The sequence below is a fragment of the Rhizobium sp. CAU 1783 genome (genome assembly GCF_054551725.1).
Genome location: NZ_JBTOLM010000001.1, coordinates 867,823 through 881,318 on the forward strand (window position 1 = coordinate 867,823; position 13,496 = coordinate 881,318).

The following is a 13,496-nucleotide window of genomic DNA, read 5'->3' on the forward strand; positions in this document are numbered from 1 at the left end:
CGCCGCGGGCCTTTTCTCTTTTGGTGTCAGCGGGATGCGCGGCTCGCCTACCAAATTTTGGGGAGGCGGCTGCCTCACCGTCTTTCCGGTTTGTTAACCATGATTAGTAATACTGCATTTACTGACACCATGAGCAAGGGGTGCCTGCGAGAGCGATGATCGGCTCGGTTCTACCCTTCGAGGAAATTGCATGCCAGTCATCTCATTTGCCAATGCCAAAGGCGGTGCCGGCAAGACCACTGCCGCTCTCCTTCTTGCGACCGAGCTTGCCCACCAGGGCTACCGCGTCGCCATCCTCGATGCCGATCCGCAGCGCTGGATTTCCCAGTGGCATGACATTTCCGGTCCGCAGCACAATATCGAAGTGATTTCGGAAGTCTCCGTTGCTTCGCTGCAGGGCCATATCCGCGAACTCTCCCGTTCCGCCGACTATACGATCATCGACCTTGCCGGTGCCCGCGACGCCATCGTCACGACTGCCATCGGGCTCTCCGATCATGTCATGATCCCGGTCCAGGGCTGTGCGATGGACGCGCGCGGTGGCGCGCAGATCCTCGACCTCATCAAGCTGATGGAAGATACCGGCAAGCTGAAGATCGCACACTCCGTCGTGCTGACGCGCGTCACCTCGATGGTCACGACCCGCGCGCTCCTGACGATCAAGGGGCTGCTTGCGGCTCGCGGCGTCAATGTCATCGACACGCCGATCGTCGAACGCACCGCCTTCCGCGAGATCTTCGACTGTGGCGGCACTCTCTACACCATGGATGCGGCCAAGGTCAGCAATCTCGACCGCGCCCGCGAGAATGCCCAGGCCTTTGCCGGTGAAGTCATGCGACTCTTGCCGGTCAAGGTCATCCGCAGCCAGGAGCCGCGCCGGTTCCTGCGCATCGTTCGTAACGCTGCCTGATCCTCCCGTTCCTCCCAAGCAGCGAAACGAAAGAGCCGCCGGATCTCGATCCGGCGGCTCTTTCGTATTCGGGGGAGACAAACGTGCGGTACGCGGCGCCCTGACGCGGTAGCGTCAGTCGATAAACTCGACGGTGACGCCCGGCTTGACCATCTTGGCGAGTTCGGTGGCGTCCCAGTTGGTCAGACGGATGCAGCCATGGCTCTGGGTGCGGCCGATCTTCGACGGCTCCGGGGTTCCGTGTATGCCGTAGGTCGGCTTGGAAAGTGCCATCCAGACGGTACCGACAGGACCGTTCGGGCCGGGCGGGATGCTGAGCACCTTGTCATTGGCGCCCTGCTGGAAGTTGATCTTCGGATTGTAGGTGTAGCCGGGATTGAGGGCGACGCGCTCGACGGTCACGGTGCCCGAAGGCGACGGCGTGTCGGCGGAGCCGATGCTGGCGGGGTAGGCGGCGATTAGCGAGCCATCCTCGGCATAGGCGAAGACCTGCTTCAGTCCCTTGTTGGCAATGATCCGGGCAACCGAGCCGCTCTTGGTCTGGCCGGGTTCAACCACCTTGATGATGGTGCCCGGGATGGTGAAGTCGACGCCTGGATTGAGCTGGCGCAGATAGGCCTCGTCCATGTGGAACTTTTCCGCCAGCATCTCGGTGGTCGAGGTGTAGGCCAGTGACGGCAGCAACGCCTTCTGGCTATAGTCTTCCGGGATCTCGGCGACATAGGGACCGGCGGCATCACCGGGCGTGATGGTATAGGAGGTGATCGCGAGCCCACCCGAGAGGCGAAGGCGCTCGAGGATATCCTCCGCATTGTTCGGATCGATGGTCTCGCCGGTCATCTGCTGCCAGGCGACGAGTGCCTTGTTGACGTTCTGGCCCATCTTGCCGTCGATCACGCCTGGCGAAACACCTTCGCGGTCGAGGAAGACCTGCAGCGCGGTGATTTCGAGCTGCGACAGGTTGCTCTTCACCGGGATGTCCGGCGTGACCGTGCGCATCGGCGCCTGGTCTGTCGGCGGAGCGAGGTCGGGGCCGCCGGTCGGCATGTCGGGCAGGGGTTCGTCGAGCGGCTGGCGATCGATCGCGTCGGGCGAAGGGATGGCGCCGGTCACGATGCCGTCGTCCTCCCAGCCCGGGGCGGGGGCGCCGTAGTCGTCATAGGCCGTCGCGCGTGCTTCGCGCTGGCGAGGGAAGTAGGTCTCTGCCGGGACTTCGATCGCAACGACATTGCCGTAGCGGTCGATGAGCACGCGCCGGCCCATCTGGTCGCGGCTGATGACGACTTCGCCTTCCTCGGGCGTGTAGTCGAGAAGGTCGCCGTCGGGGGTGACGAGAAGCGTAGAGCCTCCGCGATTCCCGTAACTCTGGGCAAGGGCAGGTGTCGACACGCCGGCCTGCAATGCAGCAAGCGACGCGACAATCAATCCAGCTCTCAACATATCGACCACGGCCCGAATCCCCTTTTTGGTCCACGCGAGAAACGCGATAAATTTGACACTAATGTGGAAAAGGTGAATTCATGGTGAATATTGTCTTAAGGCGGCCTCTGAGGAGTGAGGCGCGGCAAAATTTTCGTGGGGAGCAGACCGGTGGGCGATTTTCCGCCGGATCGTCTGAGGGGGGGCGATGGGACATCGATTTGAGATTGACGATTTTTTGCCGTATCGGCTGAACCGCGCGGCCGAGAGGCTGAGCGCCCATTTCATGCGTTTCAGCGGCGAGGGCGATGATATTTCCTGGGCGGAGTGGCAGGTCCTGTGGTCGCTCGGCGAAAAGGTCCATTCCACGGCGAAGGCGATTTCCGGCCATTCCGGCCTGACGAAGACGAAGATCAGCCGGGCGGTGAAGGCGCTCGAGGAGCGGCGCTGGCTGGAGCGCAGCCGCGACAGCCATGACCGGCGCTTCGAACAGCTCTCCTTGACCCGGTCCGGCGCGGAGCACTACGCGATCCTCAAGGCGCGCGCCGGCGACTACCAGACGTGGCTTGATGGCACGCTCGATTTGCCATACCTCAAGGCAATCGACGACGGATTGTCCGGCGTCGAGACGCTGATGGCGGCGGGTGTCCCGCCGGAGCGGGATTGATAGCGAGGGGAAGCCGGGCAGATGATGGAGTTTTCCGCGGGGAAGGGGCCGGCGCTCACGCTCGACGAGAGTTCGGTCATGGATATCGGCGCCTGCATTGTCGGCGGTATCGACCTCGCGCCCGGACGGGCCATCCCCGACGATGGCGATCCACGAATCGACCATTCGCTCGAGGGCTTTCTCTTCACCTGCGGCCCGGATCACATCCGCCATCCCGAGCCGATTGGCGACGGCAAGGCTGGCCGCTATCCGCTTCATGGCTCGTTTTCGTCCCATCCTGCACGCGACATCGCCTTCAGCAGCAGCGGTGAGGCGATCGAATGCCGGGCGACCGTCGATGTCCGTCTCGCCGACGGCGGCGCGGCGCGGCTCGATCGGCGCTGGCGGATCGACGGGGAGACGGGCGAGACGCTTCTCTCCGATACCGTCACCAATACGGGCGCTACCGCATTTCCGGCGATGCTGATGTATCATATGAACCTTGGCGCCCGGCACTTCGACGACGGCATGCGGCTCGAAGGGGCGATGTTCGAAGGCGGTGGCATGCCCTGGGCCTTCGGTGAGGGCGACGGCGGGGTCTTCTGCGTTCCGGCCGGCCAGGGCGGCTGGGCCGAGACGCGGCTCGGTCCGATCGCCGCGATCGGTGGCAAGACTCTGAAGGTCCGTTTCCGCACCGATACGCTGCCCTTCCTGCAGATCTGGCGCAACCAGGCGGCGCCTGCCCACGTGCTCGGCATCGAGCCGGTTTCCCATCGCTGGGAGCCGCGCGCCAAGCTTGCCGAGCGGGGCGAACTCGTCGATCTGGCGCCGGGCGAGAGCCGGGAATACGCGCTGGCCTTCGCCTTCGTTTGATCTGTTCCCCGAAGGGGAAGGCGCTTTCCGGTCATTGACGCCCGCCTGCACGCATCGTAGATGTTTGGCCCTCGAAAGCAGGGAGCGCCCAATGAACATTTCGCAGATCGACGACGAATATTCCGTAACCGGCCAGATCCAGGTTGCCGATCTCGACACCATCAAGGCGCTCGGCTTCAAGTCCATCGTCTGCCACCGCCCCGACGGTGAAGAGGCCGGCCAGCCGACTTTTGCCGAGATCGCTGCGCGCGCCGAGGAACTTGGCCTCAAGATCGCCCATGTGCCGGTCGGCCCGATGGGCGTGACGCCCGAGGCTGTGACCGGCATGGTGGACGCGCTCGACGATTTCGAGCGGCCGATGCTCGGCTATTGCCGCTCCGGGGCGCGTTCGACCGCGACCTACCAGAAGAGCCTGCATCTTCGCGGCTGAGCGCTTCGCTCGCCGCCATCGACACTTCGCCTTTCCATGAAACAGGAGTATTTTCCATGACCATCAAGCGTATCGAGCCGGGCGCCCGCATGAGCGGCGCTGTCGTTCACGGCAACACCGTTTATCTCGCCGGCCAGGTCGGCGACGGCGTTTCCGTCACCGAACAGTCGAAGTCGGCTCTGGCTGAAGTCGAGCGCCTGCTGGCTCTCGCCGGTTCGGACAAGTCGAAGATCCTGCAGACGATCATCTACCTCTCCGACATGTCGACCTTCGGCGAAATGAACGCCGTCTGGGAAGCCTGGATCGACCCGAAGAATCCGCCGGCACGCGCCACCAGCGAAGCCGCGCTGGCGACCCCGGACTACAAGGTCGAGTTCATCGTCACCGCCGCCATCTGATCGGCGCGTCGTCTTTCGAAATACGAAAAGGCCGGGAGCGATCCCGGCCTTTTTGCTTTTGATTTAAGTGGGTTGTCAGGTTTTCTCGCGAATCTGAGTCAAGGTCTTCATCGGCGTGATCGCCTCCGGATCGAGCTTGATCTCGATGATCGACGGCTTGCCGGAAGCGCGGGCGCGCTCGAAGGCGCCGGCAAAGTCTTCCGTCGTCACGACCGTTTCGCCATGGCCGCCATAGGCGCGGGCGAAGGCGGCGAAGTCGGGGTTGGTGAGGTCGGTGGCGCTGACACGGCCCGGATATTCGCGCTCCTGGTGCATGCGGATCGTGCCGTAGATGCCGTTGTTGACCAGGCAGACGATGATCGGCAGATCGTAGCGGATGGCGGTCGCGAATTCCTGGCCGTGCATCATGAAGCAGCCGTCGCCGGCGAAGCAGATGACTTCGCGCTCCGGATGCAGCGCCTTGGCGGCCACTGCGGCCGGCAGGCCGTAGCCCATCGAGCCGGAGGTCGGAGCGGCCTGGGTTGCGAAGTCACGGAAGCGGTGGAACCGGTGCACCCAGGTGGCATAATTGCCGGCGCCGTTGGTGAAGATGGTGTCCCTTTCGGTATTGGCTTCGATCCAGTCCATGATCGGACCCATGCGGACTGGTCCGGGGCCCTGGGTCGGCGGCGTCGACCAGGCGAGATAGGCGGCGTGCATGGCTTCCGTGCGGGTCGCCCAGGCCGGATCTCTGGGTGCGGCAAGCGTCTTCAGCGCGCCGGTAAACTCGACCGGTGCGGCGCAGATGGCGAGATCCGGGCGATAGACGCGGCCGAGTTCGGACGGGTCCGGGAAGACATGCACGAGGGTCTGGGACGGGTAGGGGACGTCGAGCAGCGTATAGCTGGAGGAAGGCATCTCGGAGAAACGGCCGCCGATCAGCAGCACGAGGTCGGCGTCCTTGATCTCTCTCGAGAGAGCCGGGTTGATGCCGATGCCGACATCCCCGGCATAGGACGGGTTCAGGTGATCGAACAGCATCTGGCGGCGGAAGGAGCAACCGATCGGCAGCTTCCAGCGGTTGGCGAAGTCCTGGAAATCGGCAACCGCCTCTTTCGTCCAGCGCGTGCCGCCGAGGATGGCGATCGGGCGCTTGGCTGCGGCGAGCATTTCACCGAGGCGGGCGATCTGCGAGGGGCCGGGATGGGCCTCGACCTCGAGTGCGGGCTTGGCGGCAGGTGCCTCGACCTCGTCGACCAGCATGTCTTCCGGCAGCGACAGCACGACCGGGCCGGGGCGGCCGGAGGTCGCGACGGCAAAGGCGCGGGTGACGAATTCCGGGATGCGACGGGCGTCGTCGATCTCGCCGACCCACTTGGCAAACTCGGTGAAGGCGCGGCGATACTCCACTTCCTGGAAGGCCTCGCGCTCGCGCATGTCGCGTCCGACCTGGCCGATGAAGAGGATCATCGGGATCGAATCCTGCTTGGCAATGTGCAGGCCGGCGGTGGCGTTGGTCGCGCCCGGGCCGCGGGTCACCATGCAGATGCCGGGCTTGCCGGTCAGGCGGCCCCAGGCGTCGGCCATCATCGCGGCGCCGCCTTCCTGCCGGCAGACCAGCGTCTCGATGCCGCTGTCGCGCAGCGCATCAAGGACCGCGAGATAGCTTTCCCCCGGCACGCAGGAGACGCGTTCCACGCCATTGGCCTTGAGAGCCTCGACGATCAGTTCCCCGCCAGTCTTCTTCATTGGTTTCTCTCCCTTTCGATCTCTGCCAGTTCGGCGAGAATTTCTTGTTGGTGTTCGCCGACCCGCGGGCTGGGGCGCTCGTAGCGCAGCGGGGTCTCCGACAGCACGATCGGGGTTCTTACCCCCGGAATGACGGTGCCGTCGGCATCTTCGAGTTCGATGCGCAGTTCGCGTGCCTTGACCTGCGGATCGTCGAACATTTCGGCAATCGAATTGATCGGTCCGGCCGGTACGGCATTCGTCTCGCAGGCGGTCAAGAGGTCGCGCTTGGACCATTTCTGTGTTTCCGCAATCACGATCCGGCGGACTTCCTGCTTGTTGGCGACGCGCGCCTTGTTGGTGGCGAACCGTTCGTCCTCTGCGACGGCGTCGATGCCGAGAATGGTGCATAGGCGCTTGAACTGGCCGTCGTTGCCGACCGCGAGGATCAGGTGGCCATCCGCCGTTGGAACGACCTCGTAGGGGCTGATGTTTGGGTGGGCATTGCCGAGGCGGACCGGCGCCTTGCCGGAGATCAGGTAGTTCATGTTCTGGTTGGCGAGCACGCCGGACATCACGTCGAGCAGCGCCATGTCGACCAACTGGCCTTCACCGGTCTTCATCGCATGGATCAGCGCGGCCTGGATGGCGGTGACGGCGTAGATGCCGGTGAAGATGTCGGCGATCGCCACGCCGGCCTTCATCGGCTGGCCGTCCGGCTCGCCGGTGATCGACATGAAGCCCGACATGCCCTGGACGATGTAGTCGTATCCGGCGAACTCGGCATAGGGGCCGTTCTGGCCAAACCCGGTGATCGAGCAATAGACGAGTTTCGGATTGATCGCCTTCAGGCTCTCATAGTCGAGGCCGTATTTCTTCAGGCCGCCGAGCTTGAAGTTCTCGATGACCACGTCGGCGGTGGCGACCAGCCGCCTGACGATCTCCTGGCCTTCGCCGGAGCGGAAGTCGAGGGCGATCGAGCGCTTGTTGCGGTTGGTCGAGTGGTAATAGGCGGCCGACAGGTTCTCGCCGTCTTTGCCTTCGACGAAGGGGGGGCCCCAGGCGCGGGTGTCGTCGCCGCCTTCCGGATTTTCCACCTTGATGACGTCGGCACCGAGGTCGGCGAGCATCTGGCCGGCCCAGGGCCCGGCCAGAACACGGGCAAGCTCGATCACGCGAATTCCGGCAAGCGGCGGCTTTTTCTTCGACTTTTCTGTCATGGGTGATCCTGTCATGGGGCGATGGGCTCGCTGTCGGAAACCGGCTTGGAGGAGAAGCGGCGCTCCCGCCAGACGATGTAGAGGCCCGAGCCGATGATGATGGCGATGCCGAGCCATTTGATCGGATCGGGGAAGTCGCCGAACACCAGCCAGCCGAACAGCGTGGCGGAGACGATCTCGAGATATTGCAGCGGTGCGAGTACCGAGGCGGGCGCTACCCGGTAGGCGTAGACGGCGAGGATGCCGGAAAGGGCTGCGGCGAGGCCGACGCAGGCGATCCAGGTCAGCGTCATTGCGCTCGGCAAGGACGGTTCGAGGAAATCGATGCCGCTGACACTGCCGAAGGCGAGTAGCAGGCCGCAGATCGGCAATCCCCAGAGCGACATCTGGAACTGCATGGCCCAGGGGTTTTCCCGCTGCGAGAGCGCGCGTGTCATCAGCGCGAAGACGGCGATGCAGAAGGCGGTGACCACCGGCAGAACGGCAATGGGGCCGACCATTTCGAAGCTCGGCCGAATGACGATCATCGCGCCGAGGAAGCCGACGGCGCAGGCCGTGTAGCGACGCCAGCCGATCGTCTCCTTGAGGAAGACGCTGGCCAGAACCGTCAGGATGATCGGCTCGACGAAGAAGATGGCGACCGCATCGGCAACCTGCATGACGGCAAGCGTTGCGACGAAGCAGATCGTCGAGACCGTGATAATTCCGGCGCGGATGGCGTGGTAACCGCTCAGCCTCCAGGAAAATTCCCGCCATGTGCCGTTCATGATCACAAAAGGCAGCATGAAGATCGCCTGGAACAGGAAGCGCCCCGTGGTGATCAGGGTCGGCGAAGCGGACGAGGTGGCGAGCTTGGAAAAGACGTCGATGAAGGGCGCGACGAGCATCGCGATCACCATCAGGCCGAGGCCGTTCAGGATCCGGGTCTTTGGCTCAGTCGTGGCGGGGCTCGCGGAGGATGGATTCATGGTCTTTGTATAGCGGGCTATCCCCTCGGAGACACTTGAATTTCTCTCATGGGATCATTCCGTTTCGGCATCGCCAAGCGAATATCAAGCCCGTATGCCGGGCCGAACCGGCAGGTGGGCGAGGCGCGCATCAGGCGGCGGGAAAGACCTTTTCGCACCAGCCCGAGAAATCGCCGATCGCCTTTTCGCGGTCGATCTCGTTCAGCGTCTCGTGGCGCATGTCGTCATAGATCACGGTCGTGACATTGCCGAAGGCGAGGCGTTTCAGATGGTCGGACAACCAGAGCACGTCGCGGCCGCCGCGGGTGGCCGGATCCTTGCCGCCGCCAACGAGATGTATAGGCAAAGAGCGGGGAAGATAGTCGAGCAGCGCGGACCGGCTGCCGCGGAAGGCGAGCGCCAGCACATCGCTCCACATCGAGACGCTGGCCGGAAAACGGCAGAGCGGATCGGCGGCGTAGCGGTCCACTTCTTCGGGGTCGCGTGACAGCCAGTCGAACGGGGTCCGGTGCCCCGGAATGCTGCGGCCCCAGGCCTCGAAGGTGGCGCGGGGCAGAATGGCGCTCGGTACGTCGGAGCCCTTCAGCATCCGTTCGATCGAAAGGACCGCCTGGGCGAGGCGGCCGGTGAGCCCAGGGTTGAAGTTGGAGTTCCACACTGCGACGGCCTGGAATGCCTCGGGATGGCTGATCGCGGTGTTGAGGGCGACGAGCCCGCCCATCGAGTGACCGAAGAGCAGGACCGGCAGGCCGGGATATTCCTCGACCGTCATGTCGCGCATCGCCTTGACGTCACGGACCGTCTTCACAGCGCCGCTGCGCTCGGAGAAACGGCCGATCGGTGCGTCTGCCGCTAGTGTCTCGCCGTGCCCCCGATGATCGTGGGCGAAGACGTGGAAGCCCCGCTCGGCCATCGCCCGGGCAAAGCCGCGGTAACGCTTGGAGTGTTCGATCAGGCCATGACAGACGAGCAGGATGCCGCGGGCATTTCCTTCCGCCCGCTGGTGATGATAGGCGATCAAGGCGCCGCTCGGGCTCGAAAATCGTCTGGTCTCGGCAAACATGACTTCCCCCTTTGCCACGCCCGTGCGGACACCCACCGCCGACCGTGGTCTTCCCCATTTATGCGGCGTTAAGCCGCCCGAGGCTAGTTTCCTGTGCGACCCTGCCTCTTTCAGGGTCATAGAACGGGGGCCTTGATGGTTTTGCAAGTCGGCAATCGCAAAGGTCTCGGGCTTTCCCGCGGATTGCCGCTGATCGTCCTGCTTTTGGTCGGCTTTCTCCAGATGGCGCTCGACGGTTTTGACGGCCGGTTCGAGAAGATCGACGTGGACGATGCCCTGCGGGGTATCGAGGTCCGGCAGTTGTTACAGGACGGCCGCTGGTTCGACCGCACGCTTGCCGGGATCCAGATGCCGGACCCCTATGTTTCGCCCTGGTCGCGGCTTGTGGATCTTCCCTATGTCATCCTCGCGCGGCTCGGCGAGCTGTTCACTGGGCCGGCGGAGGCCGTTCAGCTTGCCTTCGCGGTCTGGCCGCCCATGCTCTTCGCCGTGTTCTGCGGACTGGTCGCCGCCATCCTGCATCGTCTGGCGCGGGAGGGTCTTGGTCCCCTGCATGTGGTGCATCTCCCGCTCATCCTGATCCTTGCCGCACCGGCGGTCCTTGAATTCGTGCCTGGACGGATCGATCACCACAATGCGCAGATCCTCGCCTTGACCCTCTTCTCCTATGGGCTCGTCAGGGCCGATCGGCTCGGAGGAGGGCTCGCCGGGCTTGCAGCTTCCGCTTCCGTGGTGATCGGGCTCGAGAGCCTGCCGCTCGTGGCTATCTGCTGTGCGGCGGTCGTGCTCGATTGGTGCGTCCGTGGCCGGCCGGGCAGGGATTTCACGCTGTCCTTCCTTATCGCCTGCGCTGCCGCGACCGTCCTGCTCGGTGGCGCCTTCGTTGGCGTGAAAGGGCTTTTCGATACCGCCTGCGACAGTTTCTCGGCGCCGTTCGCCTTCGTCCTGACGGTCCTGCCACTCCTGGCCGCATCCGTGATCCTGTTCCTGCCGACCCGGGTCGGCCCCGGCTTGCGTCTCGGCGCCATCGTGGGCCTCTCACTGCCGGCCGTTGCGAGCCTTCCGTATCTCTTCGGGGCGTGCCTCGGCGGGCCGTACCAGATGATCGACCCGGTCTCGGCGCATTTTTGGTTCGAGCGTGTTCTGCAGGAGGGCGGTATTGTTGCCTTGATGAGGGCCGAGCAGCCGCTCGAGGTCCTGCGGCTCACTGCGCTTGCGGCGGTGCTCGGGCTTGCCGGGCTTCGCCTCTTGCGTCACGCGAATGGTCACGGGCGGGTTGTCTGGGTCGTCTATGGGCAGGCGCTCTCTGCGCTTGCGCTCGCGCTGTCGATGTTCCGCTATGCGCCGATCGCGGTGGCGCTCGGGACCTTGTTCCTGCCGGCCGCCGCCGTCGAGACGGGGAGGCTGTGGGGCATCGGCGGGAAGAGGCGACTTGCCCTGCTGGCTGGTGCTTTGCTGGCGATAACCCCCGCGGCGGTTGCCGTGATGCAGGGTGCGTCCCGGCCTGCGGACGGGCCCGACGTCGTCGACTTCATGAACAATGACCGTTGCGAGGGGGCGGATCTCTCCGCGCTCGACGGGCTCGCTTCCGCCCGGATTCTCGCTCCGCCGGGGCTCGGGATCGCGATTGCCGAGCGGATGCAGCCCGGGATTTCGGTTTCGGGCATCCTGTTCCACCGGGCATCGCCGGGGTTGCGCCGCACCTACGAGGCGCTCACCAGCGTGGACGGGGACGTCCGGCGCAGAGCCCTTTCTCCCTTCGACCATGTCGCCGTCTGCGCCCGGGTTCTGCCGGCTGGAGGCGAGGGAGCGCCGCTCTTCCGGGCGCTTGCCGGTGGCGGCGGCTGGCCTGGCCTGACACCGGTCGGCGAAGGGCGTTCGGCGTTCCGCCTGTTCGCCATCGATCACGCGACCGTCGAGTAACGCCGTCACGCCCCGTCGGGGGGCACCTCACAAAAACCGGTCGGCTGCATTGCCCCTTTCGCCGCTTTCTTCTACATAGCGGGCAAATTCCCTTTACGCCCGCGGAGCAATTCAACGATGGCACGCCAGTTCATCTATCACATGTCGGGACTGAACAAGTCCTACGGCGCCAAGAAGATCCTCGAAAACGTCAACCTGTCCTTCTACCCGGATGCCAAGATCGGTATCCTCGGTCCGAACGGCGCGGGTAAGTCGACCGTTCTGCGCATCATTGCCGGGCGGGACAAGGAATACACCGGCGAGGCCTGGCTCGCCGAAGGTGCGACGGTCGGCTACCTGGAGCAGGAACCGCAGCTCGATCCGAACAAGACCGCTTTCGAAAACGTCATGGAAGGTGTGGCCGACAAGCAGGCCGTGCTCGACCGCTACAACGAACTGATGATGAACTATTCCGACGAGACCGCCGATGAAGGCGCCAAGCTCCAGGACATCATCGACAGCCAGAACCTCTGGGACCTCGAACAGCAGGTCGAGATGGCGATGGAAGCGCTGCGCTGCCCGCCGAAGGATGCAGACGTCACCGTGCTTTCGGGTGGTGAACGCCGCCGCATCGCGCTCTGCCGCCTGCTGCTCTCGCAGCCGGACTTGCTGCTGCTTGACGAACCGACCAACCACCTGGACGCCGAGACGATCGCCTGGCTGGAAAAGCACCTGCGCGACTATCCTGGCGCCGTGATGATGATCACCCACGACCGCTACTTCCTCGACAACGTCACCGGCTGGATCCTCGAACTCGACCGTGGCCGTGGCATTCCGTATGAAGGCAATTATTCCGCATACCTGCAGGCCAAGGCCAAGCGCATGCAGCAGGAATCCCGTGAAGAAGCCGGTCGCCAGAAGGCCCTGTCGCGCGAACAGGAATGGATTGCCTCCAGCCCGAAAGCCCGTCAGGCCAAGTCGAAGGCCCGTATCAAGGCCTATGAACAGCTGGTTGATGCGGCCGAGAACATCCGTCCCGGCGATGCTCAGATCATCATTCCGGTCTCCGAGCGCCTCGGCAACGTGGTCATCGAGCTGGAAGGCATCACCAAGGGCTTCGAAGGTCGCACGCTGATCAAGGACCTGTCGATCAAGCTGCCGCCGGGCGGCATCGTTGGCATCATCGGCCCGAACGGCGCCGGTAAGTCGACCCTGTTCAAGATGATCACCGGTCAGGAGACCCCGGACGAGGGCACGATCCGTATCGGTGACACCGTGCATCTCGGCTATGTCGACCAGAGCCGCGATGCGCTCGACGGCAACAAGACCGTTTGGGAAGAAATTTCCGGCGGTGCCGAAGTCATCAAGCTCGGAAAGTTCGACATGAACAGCAGAGCCTATTGCGGCGCCTTCAACTTCAAGGGCGGCGACCAGCAGCAGAAGGTCGGGAATCTCTCGGGTGGTCAGCGCAACCGCGTCCACCTTGCCAAGATGCTGAAGGCCGGCGGCAACGTTCTGCTGCTCGACGAACCGACCAACGACCTTGATACCGAAACGCTGGGTGCACTTGAAAGCGCACTGGAAGCCTTTGCCGGCTGCGCCATCATCATCAGCCACGATCGCATGTTCCTCGACCGCCTGGCGACGCATATTCTCGCCTTCGAAGGCGACGGCCATGTCGAATGGTTCGAAGGCAACTTCGAAGACTATGAGCAGGACAAGATCCGCCGCCTCGGTCCCGATGCGCTGAACCCGGGCAGCCAAGCCTACAAGCGCCTGACGCGCTAAGGCAAGTCTTCCAGAACCCCGGCTTCGGCCGGGGTTTTTTGTGACCCGGCTTGCCAGGCTGCCGTTCGTCATGCGGTACTCGGGACGGCGCGTCCAGGATCGCCGTCGACGCTTTTCGCCACTGCCGGCCAAATTGCTACTTGCACAAGAATTCGAACCGACATAAAGATAT

The 13,496-nt window shown here is 64.0% G+C and carries 12 protein-coding genes; 7 read left to right on the forward strand and 5 right to left on the reverse strand.

Annotated features, from left to right (window positions below; genetic code table 11):
• Positions 1 to 190 precede the first annotated feature (190 nt).
• A complete protein-coding gene (locus ACX93L_RS03925; protein WP_169587175.1) occupies positions 191 to 910 on the forward strand; it encodes a ParA family protein in 720 nt (239 codons plus the stop codon).
• Positions 911 to 1,024: 114 nt separating this feature from the next.
• Here the strand turns inward: ACX93L_RS03925 and ACX93L_RS03930 are convergent, their stop codons facing one another.
• On the reverse strand, positions 1,025 to 2,350 hold the full coding sequence (locus ACX93L_RS03930) for a L,D-transpeptidase family protein (RefSeq protein ID WP_459404136.1): 1,326 nt from the start codon (positions 2,348 to 2,350) through the stop codon (positions 1,025 to 1,027).
• Positions 2,351 to 2,537: 187 nt separating this feature from the next.
• On the opposite strand from ACX93L_RS03930, the gene ACX93L_RS03935 reads away from it, so the two are divergent.
• The 4 genes from ACX93L_RS03935 to ACX93L_RS03950 all read left to right on the forward strand — a co-directional run bounded on the left by ACX93L_RS03935 (position 2,538) and on the right by ACX93L_RS03950 (position 4,676).
• Positions 2,538 to 2,996 carry a MarR family winged helix-turn-helix transcriptional regulator gene (locus ACX93L_RS03935; RefSeq protein WP_459403623.1) on the forward strand — a complete coding sequence of 153 codons (459 nt, stop codon included), beginning with the start codon at positions 2,538 to 2,540 and terminating at the stop codon, positions 2,994 to 2,996.
• 21 nt (positions 2,997 to 3,017) lie between these two features.
• Complete coding sequence (locus ACX93L_RS03940) at positions 3,018 to 3,848, forward strand: aldose 1-epimerase family protein (RefSeq protein ID WP_459403624.1); 831 nt, start codon at positions 3,018 to 3,020, stop codon at positions 3,846 to 3,848.
• A 91-nt stretch (positions 3,849 to 3,939) separates the two neighbouring features.
• Positions 3,940 to 4,278 (forward strand): protein tyrosine phosphatase family protein, encoded by a 339-nt coding sequence (locus tag ACX93L_RS03945; RefSeq protein WP_459403625.1) that lies wholly within the window; start codon positions 3,940 to 3,942, stop codon positions 4,276 to 4,278.
• Positions 4,279 to 4,334: 56 nt separating this feature from the next.
• Positions 4,335 to 4,676, forward strand: a complete 342-nt coding sequence (locus ACX93L_RS03950; RefSeq protein ID WP_169587182.1) for a RidA family protein — start codon at positions 4,335 to 4,337, stop codon at positions 4,674 to 4,676.
• A gap of 75 nt (positions 4,677 to 4,751) precedes the next feature.
• Here ACX93L_RS03950 and ACX93L_RS03955 read toward each other — a convergent pair whose 3' ends face one another.
• The 4 genes from ACX93L_RS03955 to ACX93L_RS03970 all read right to left on the reverse strand — a co-directional run bounded on the left by ACX93L_RS03955 (position 4,752) and on the right by ACX93L_RS03970 (position 9,634).
• On the reverse strand, positions 4,752 to 6,404 hold the full coding sequence (locus ACX93L_RS03955; RefSeq protein ID WP_459403626.1) for a thiamine pyrophosphate-binding protein: 1,653 nt from the start codon (positions 6,402 to 6,404) through the stop codon (positions 4,752 to 4,754).
• Entirely contained in the window at positions 6,401 to 7,603 is a 1,203-nt protein-coding gene (gene caiB / locus ACX93L_RS03960; RefSeq protein WP_459403627.1) for a succinate--glutarate CoA-transferase, read from the reverse strand. Before caiB ends, ACX93L_RS03955 begins: the two co-directional genes overlap by 4 nt.
• 11 nt (positions 7,604 to 7,614) lie before the next feature.
• Positions 7,615 to 8,571, reverse strand: a complete 957-nt coding sequence (locus ACX93L_RS03965) for a DMT family transporter (protein ID WP_459403628.1) — start codon at positions 8,569 to 8,571, stop codon at positions 7,615 to 7,617.
• A 130-nt stretch (positions 8,572 to 8,701) separates the two neighbouring features.
• A complete protein-coding gene (locus ACX93L_RS03970) occupies positions 8,702 to 9,634 on the reverse strand; it encodes an alpha/beta fold hydrolase (protein ID WP_459403629.1) in 933 nt (310 codons plus the stop codon).
• 135 nt (positions 9,635 to 9,769) lie between these two features.
• Between ACX93L_RS03970 and ACX93L_RS03975 the strand changes: the two genes are divergently transcribed.
• Together ACX93L_RS03975 and ettA are read left to right on the forward strand one after the other, a co-directional pair.
• Positions 9,770 to 11,557 (forward strand): hypothetical protein, encoded by a 1,788-nt coding sequence (locus tag ACX93L_RS03975; RefSeq protein ID WP_459403630.1) that lies wholly within the window; start codon positions 9,770 to 9,772, stop codon positions 11,555 to 11,557.
• A gap of 117 nt (positions 11,558 to 11,674) precedes the next feature.
• Complete coding sequence (gene ettA / locus ACX93L_RS03980) at positions 11,675 to 13,324, forward strand: energy-dependent translational throttle protein EttA (protein WP_459403631.1); 1,650 nt, start codon at positions 11,675 to 11,677, stop codon at positions 13,322 to 13,324.
• Positions 13,325 to 13,496 lie beyond the last annotated feature (172 nt).

Bases quoted from the DNA above. Each gene is read 5' to 3' on its own strand.
- ACX93L_RS03950 (WP_169587182.1), top strand. From the start codon at position 4,335: ATGACCATCAAGCGTATCGAGCCGGGCGCCCGCATGAGCGGCGCTGTC.
- ettA (WP_459403631.1), top strand. From the start codon at position 11,675: ATGGCACGCCAGTTCATCTATCACATGTCGGGACTGAACAAGTCCTAC.
- ACX93L_RS03925 (WP_169587175.1), top strand. From the start codon at position 191: ATGCCAGTCATCTCATTTGCCAATGCCAAAGGCGGTGCCGGCAAGACC.
- ACX93L_RS03930 (WP_459404136.1), bottom strand. From the start codon at position 2,350: ATGTTGAGAGCTGGATTGATTGTCGCGTCGCTTGCTGCATTGCAGGCC.
- ACX93L_RS03945 (WP_459403625.1), top strand. From the start codon at position 3,940: ATGAACATTTCGCAGATCGACGACGAATATTCCGTAACCGGCCAGATC.
- ACX93L_RS03935 (WP_459403623.1), top strand. From the start codon at position 2,538: ATGGGACATCGATTTGAGATTGACGATTTTTTGCCGTATCGGCTGAAC.
- ACX93L_RS03975 (WP_459403630.1), top strand. From the start codon at position 9,770: ATGGTTTTGCAAGTCGGCAATCGCAAAGGTCTCGGGCTTTCCCGCGGA.
- ACX93L_RS03955 (WP_459403626.1), bottom strand. From the start codon at position 6,404: ATGAAGAAGACTGGCGGGGAACTGATCGTCGAGGCTCTCAAGGCCAAT.
- caiB (WP_459403627.1), bottom strand. From the start codon at position 7,603: ATGACAGAAAAGTCGAAGAAAAAGCCGCCGCTTGCCGGAATTCGCGTG.
- ACX93L_RS03940 (WP_459403624.1), top strand. From the start codon at position 3,018: ATGATGGAGTTTTCCGCGGGGAAGGGGCCGGCGCTCACGCTCGACGAG.
- ACX93L_RS03970 (WP_459403629.1), bottom strand. From the start codon at position 9,634: ATGTTTGCCGAGACCAGACGATTTTCGAGCCCGAGCGGCGCCTTGATC.
- ACX93L_RS03965 (WP_459403628.1), bottom strand. From the start codon at position 8,571: ATGAATCCATCCTCCGCGAGCCCCGCCACGACTGAGCCAAAGACCCGG.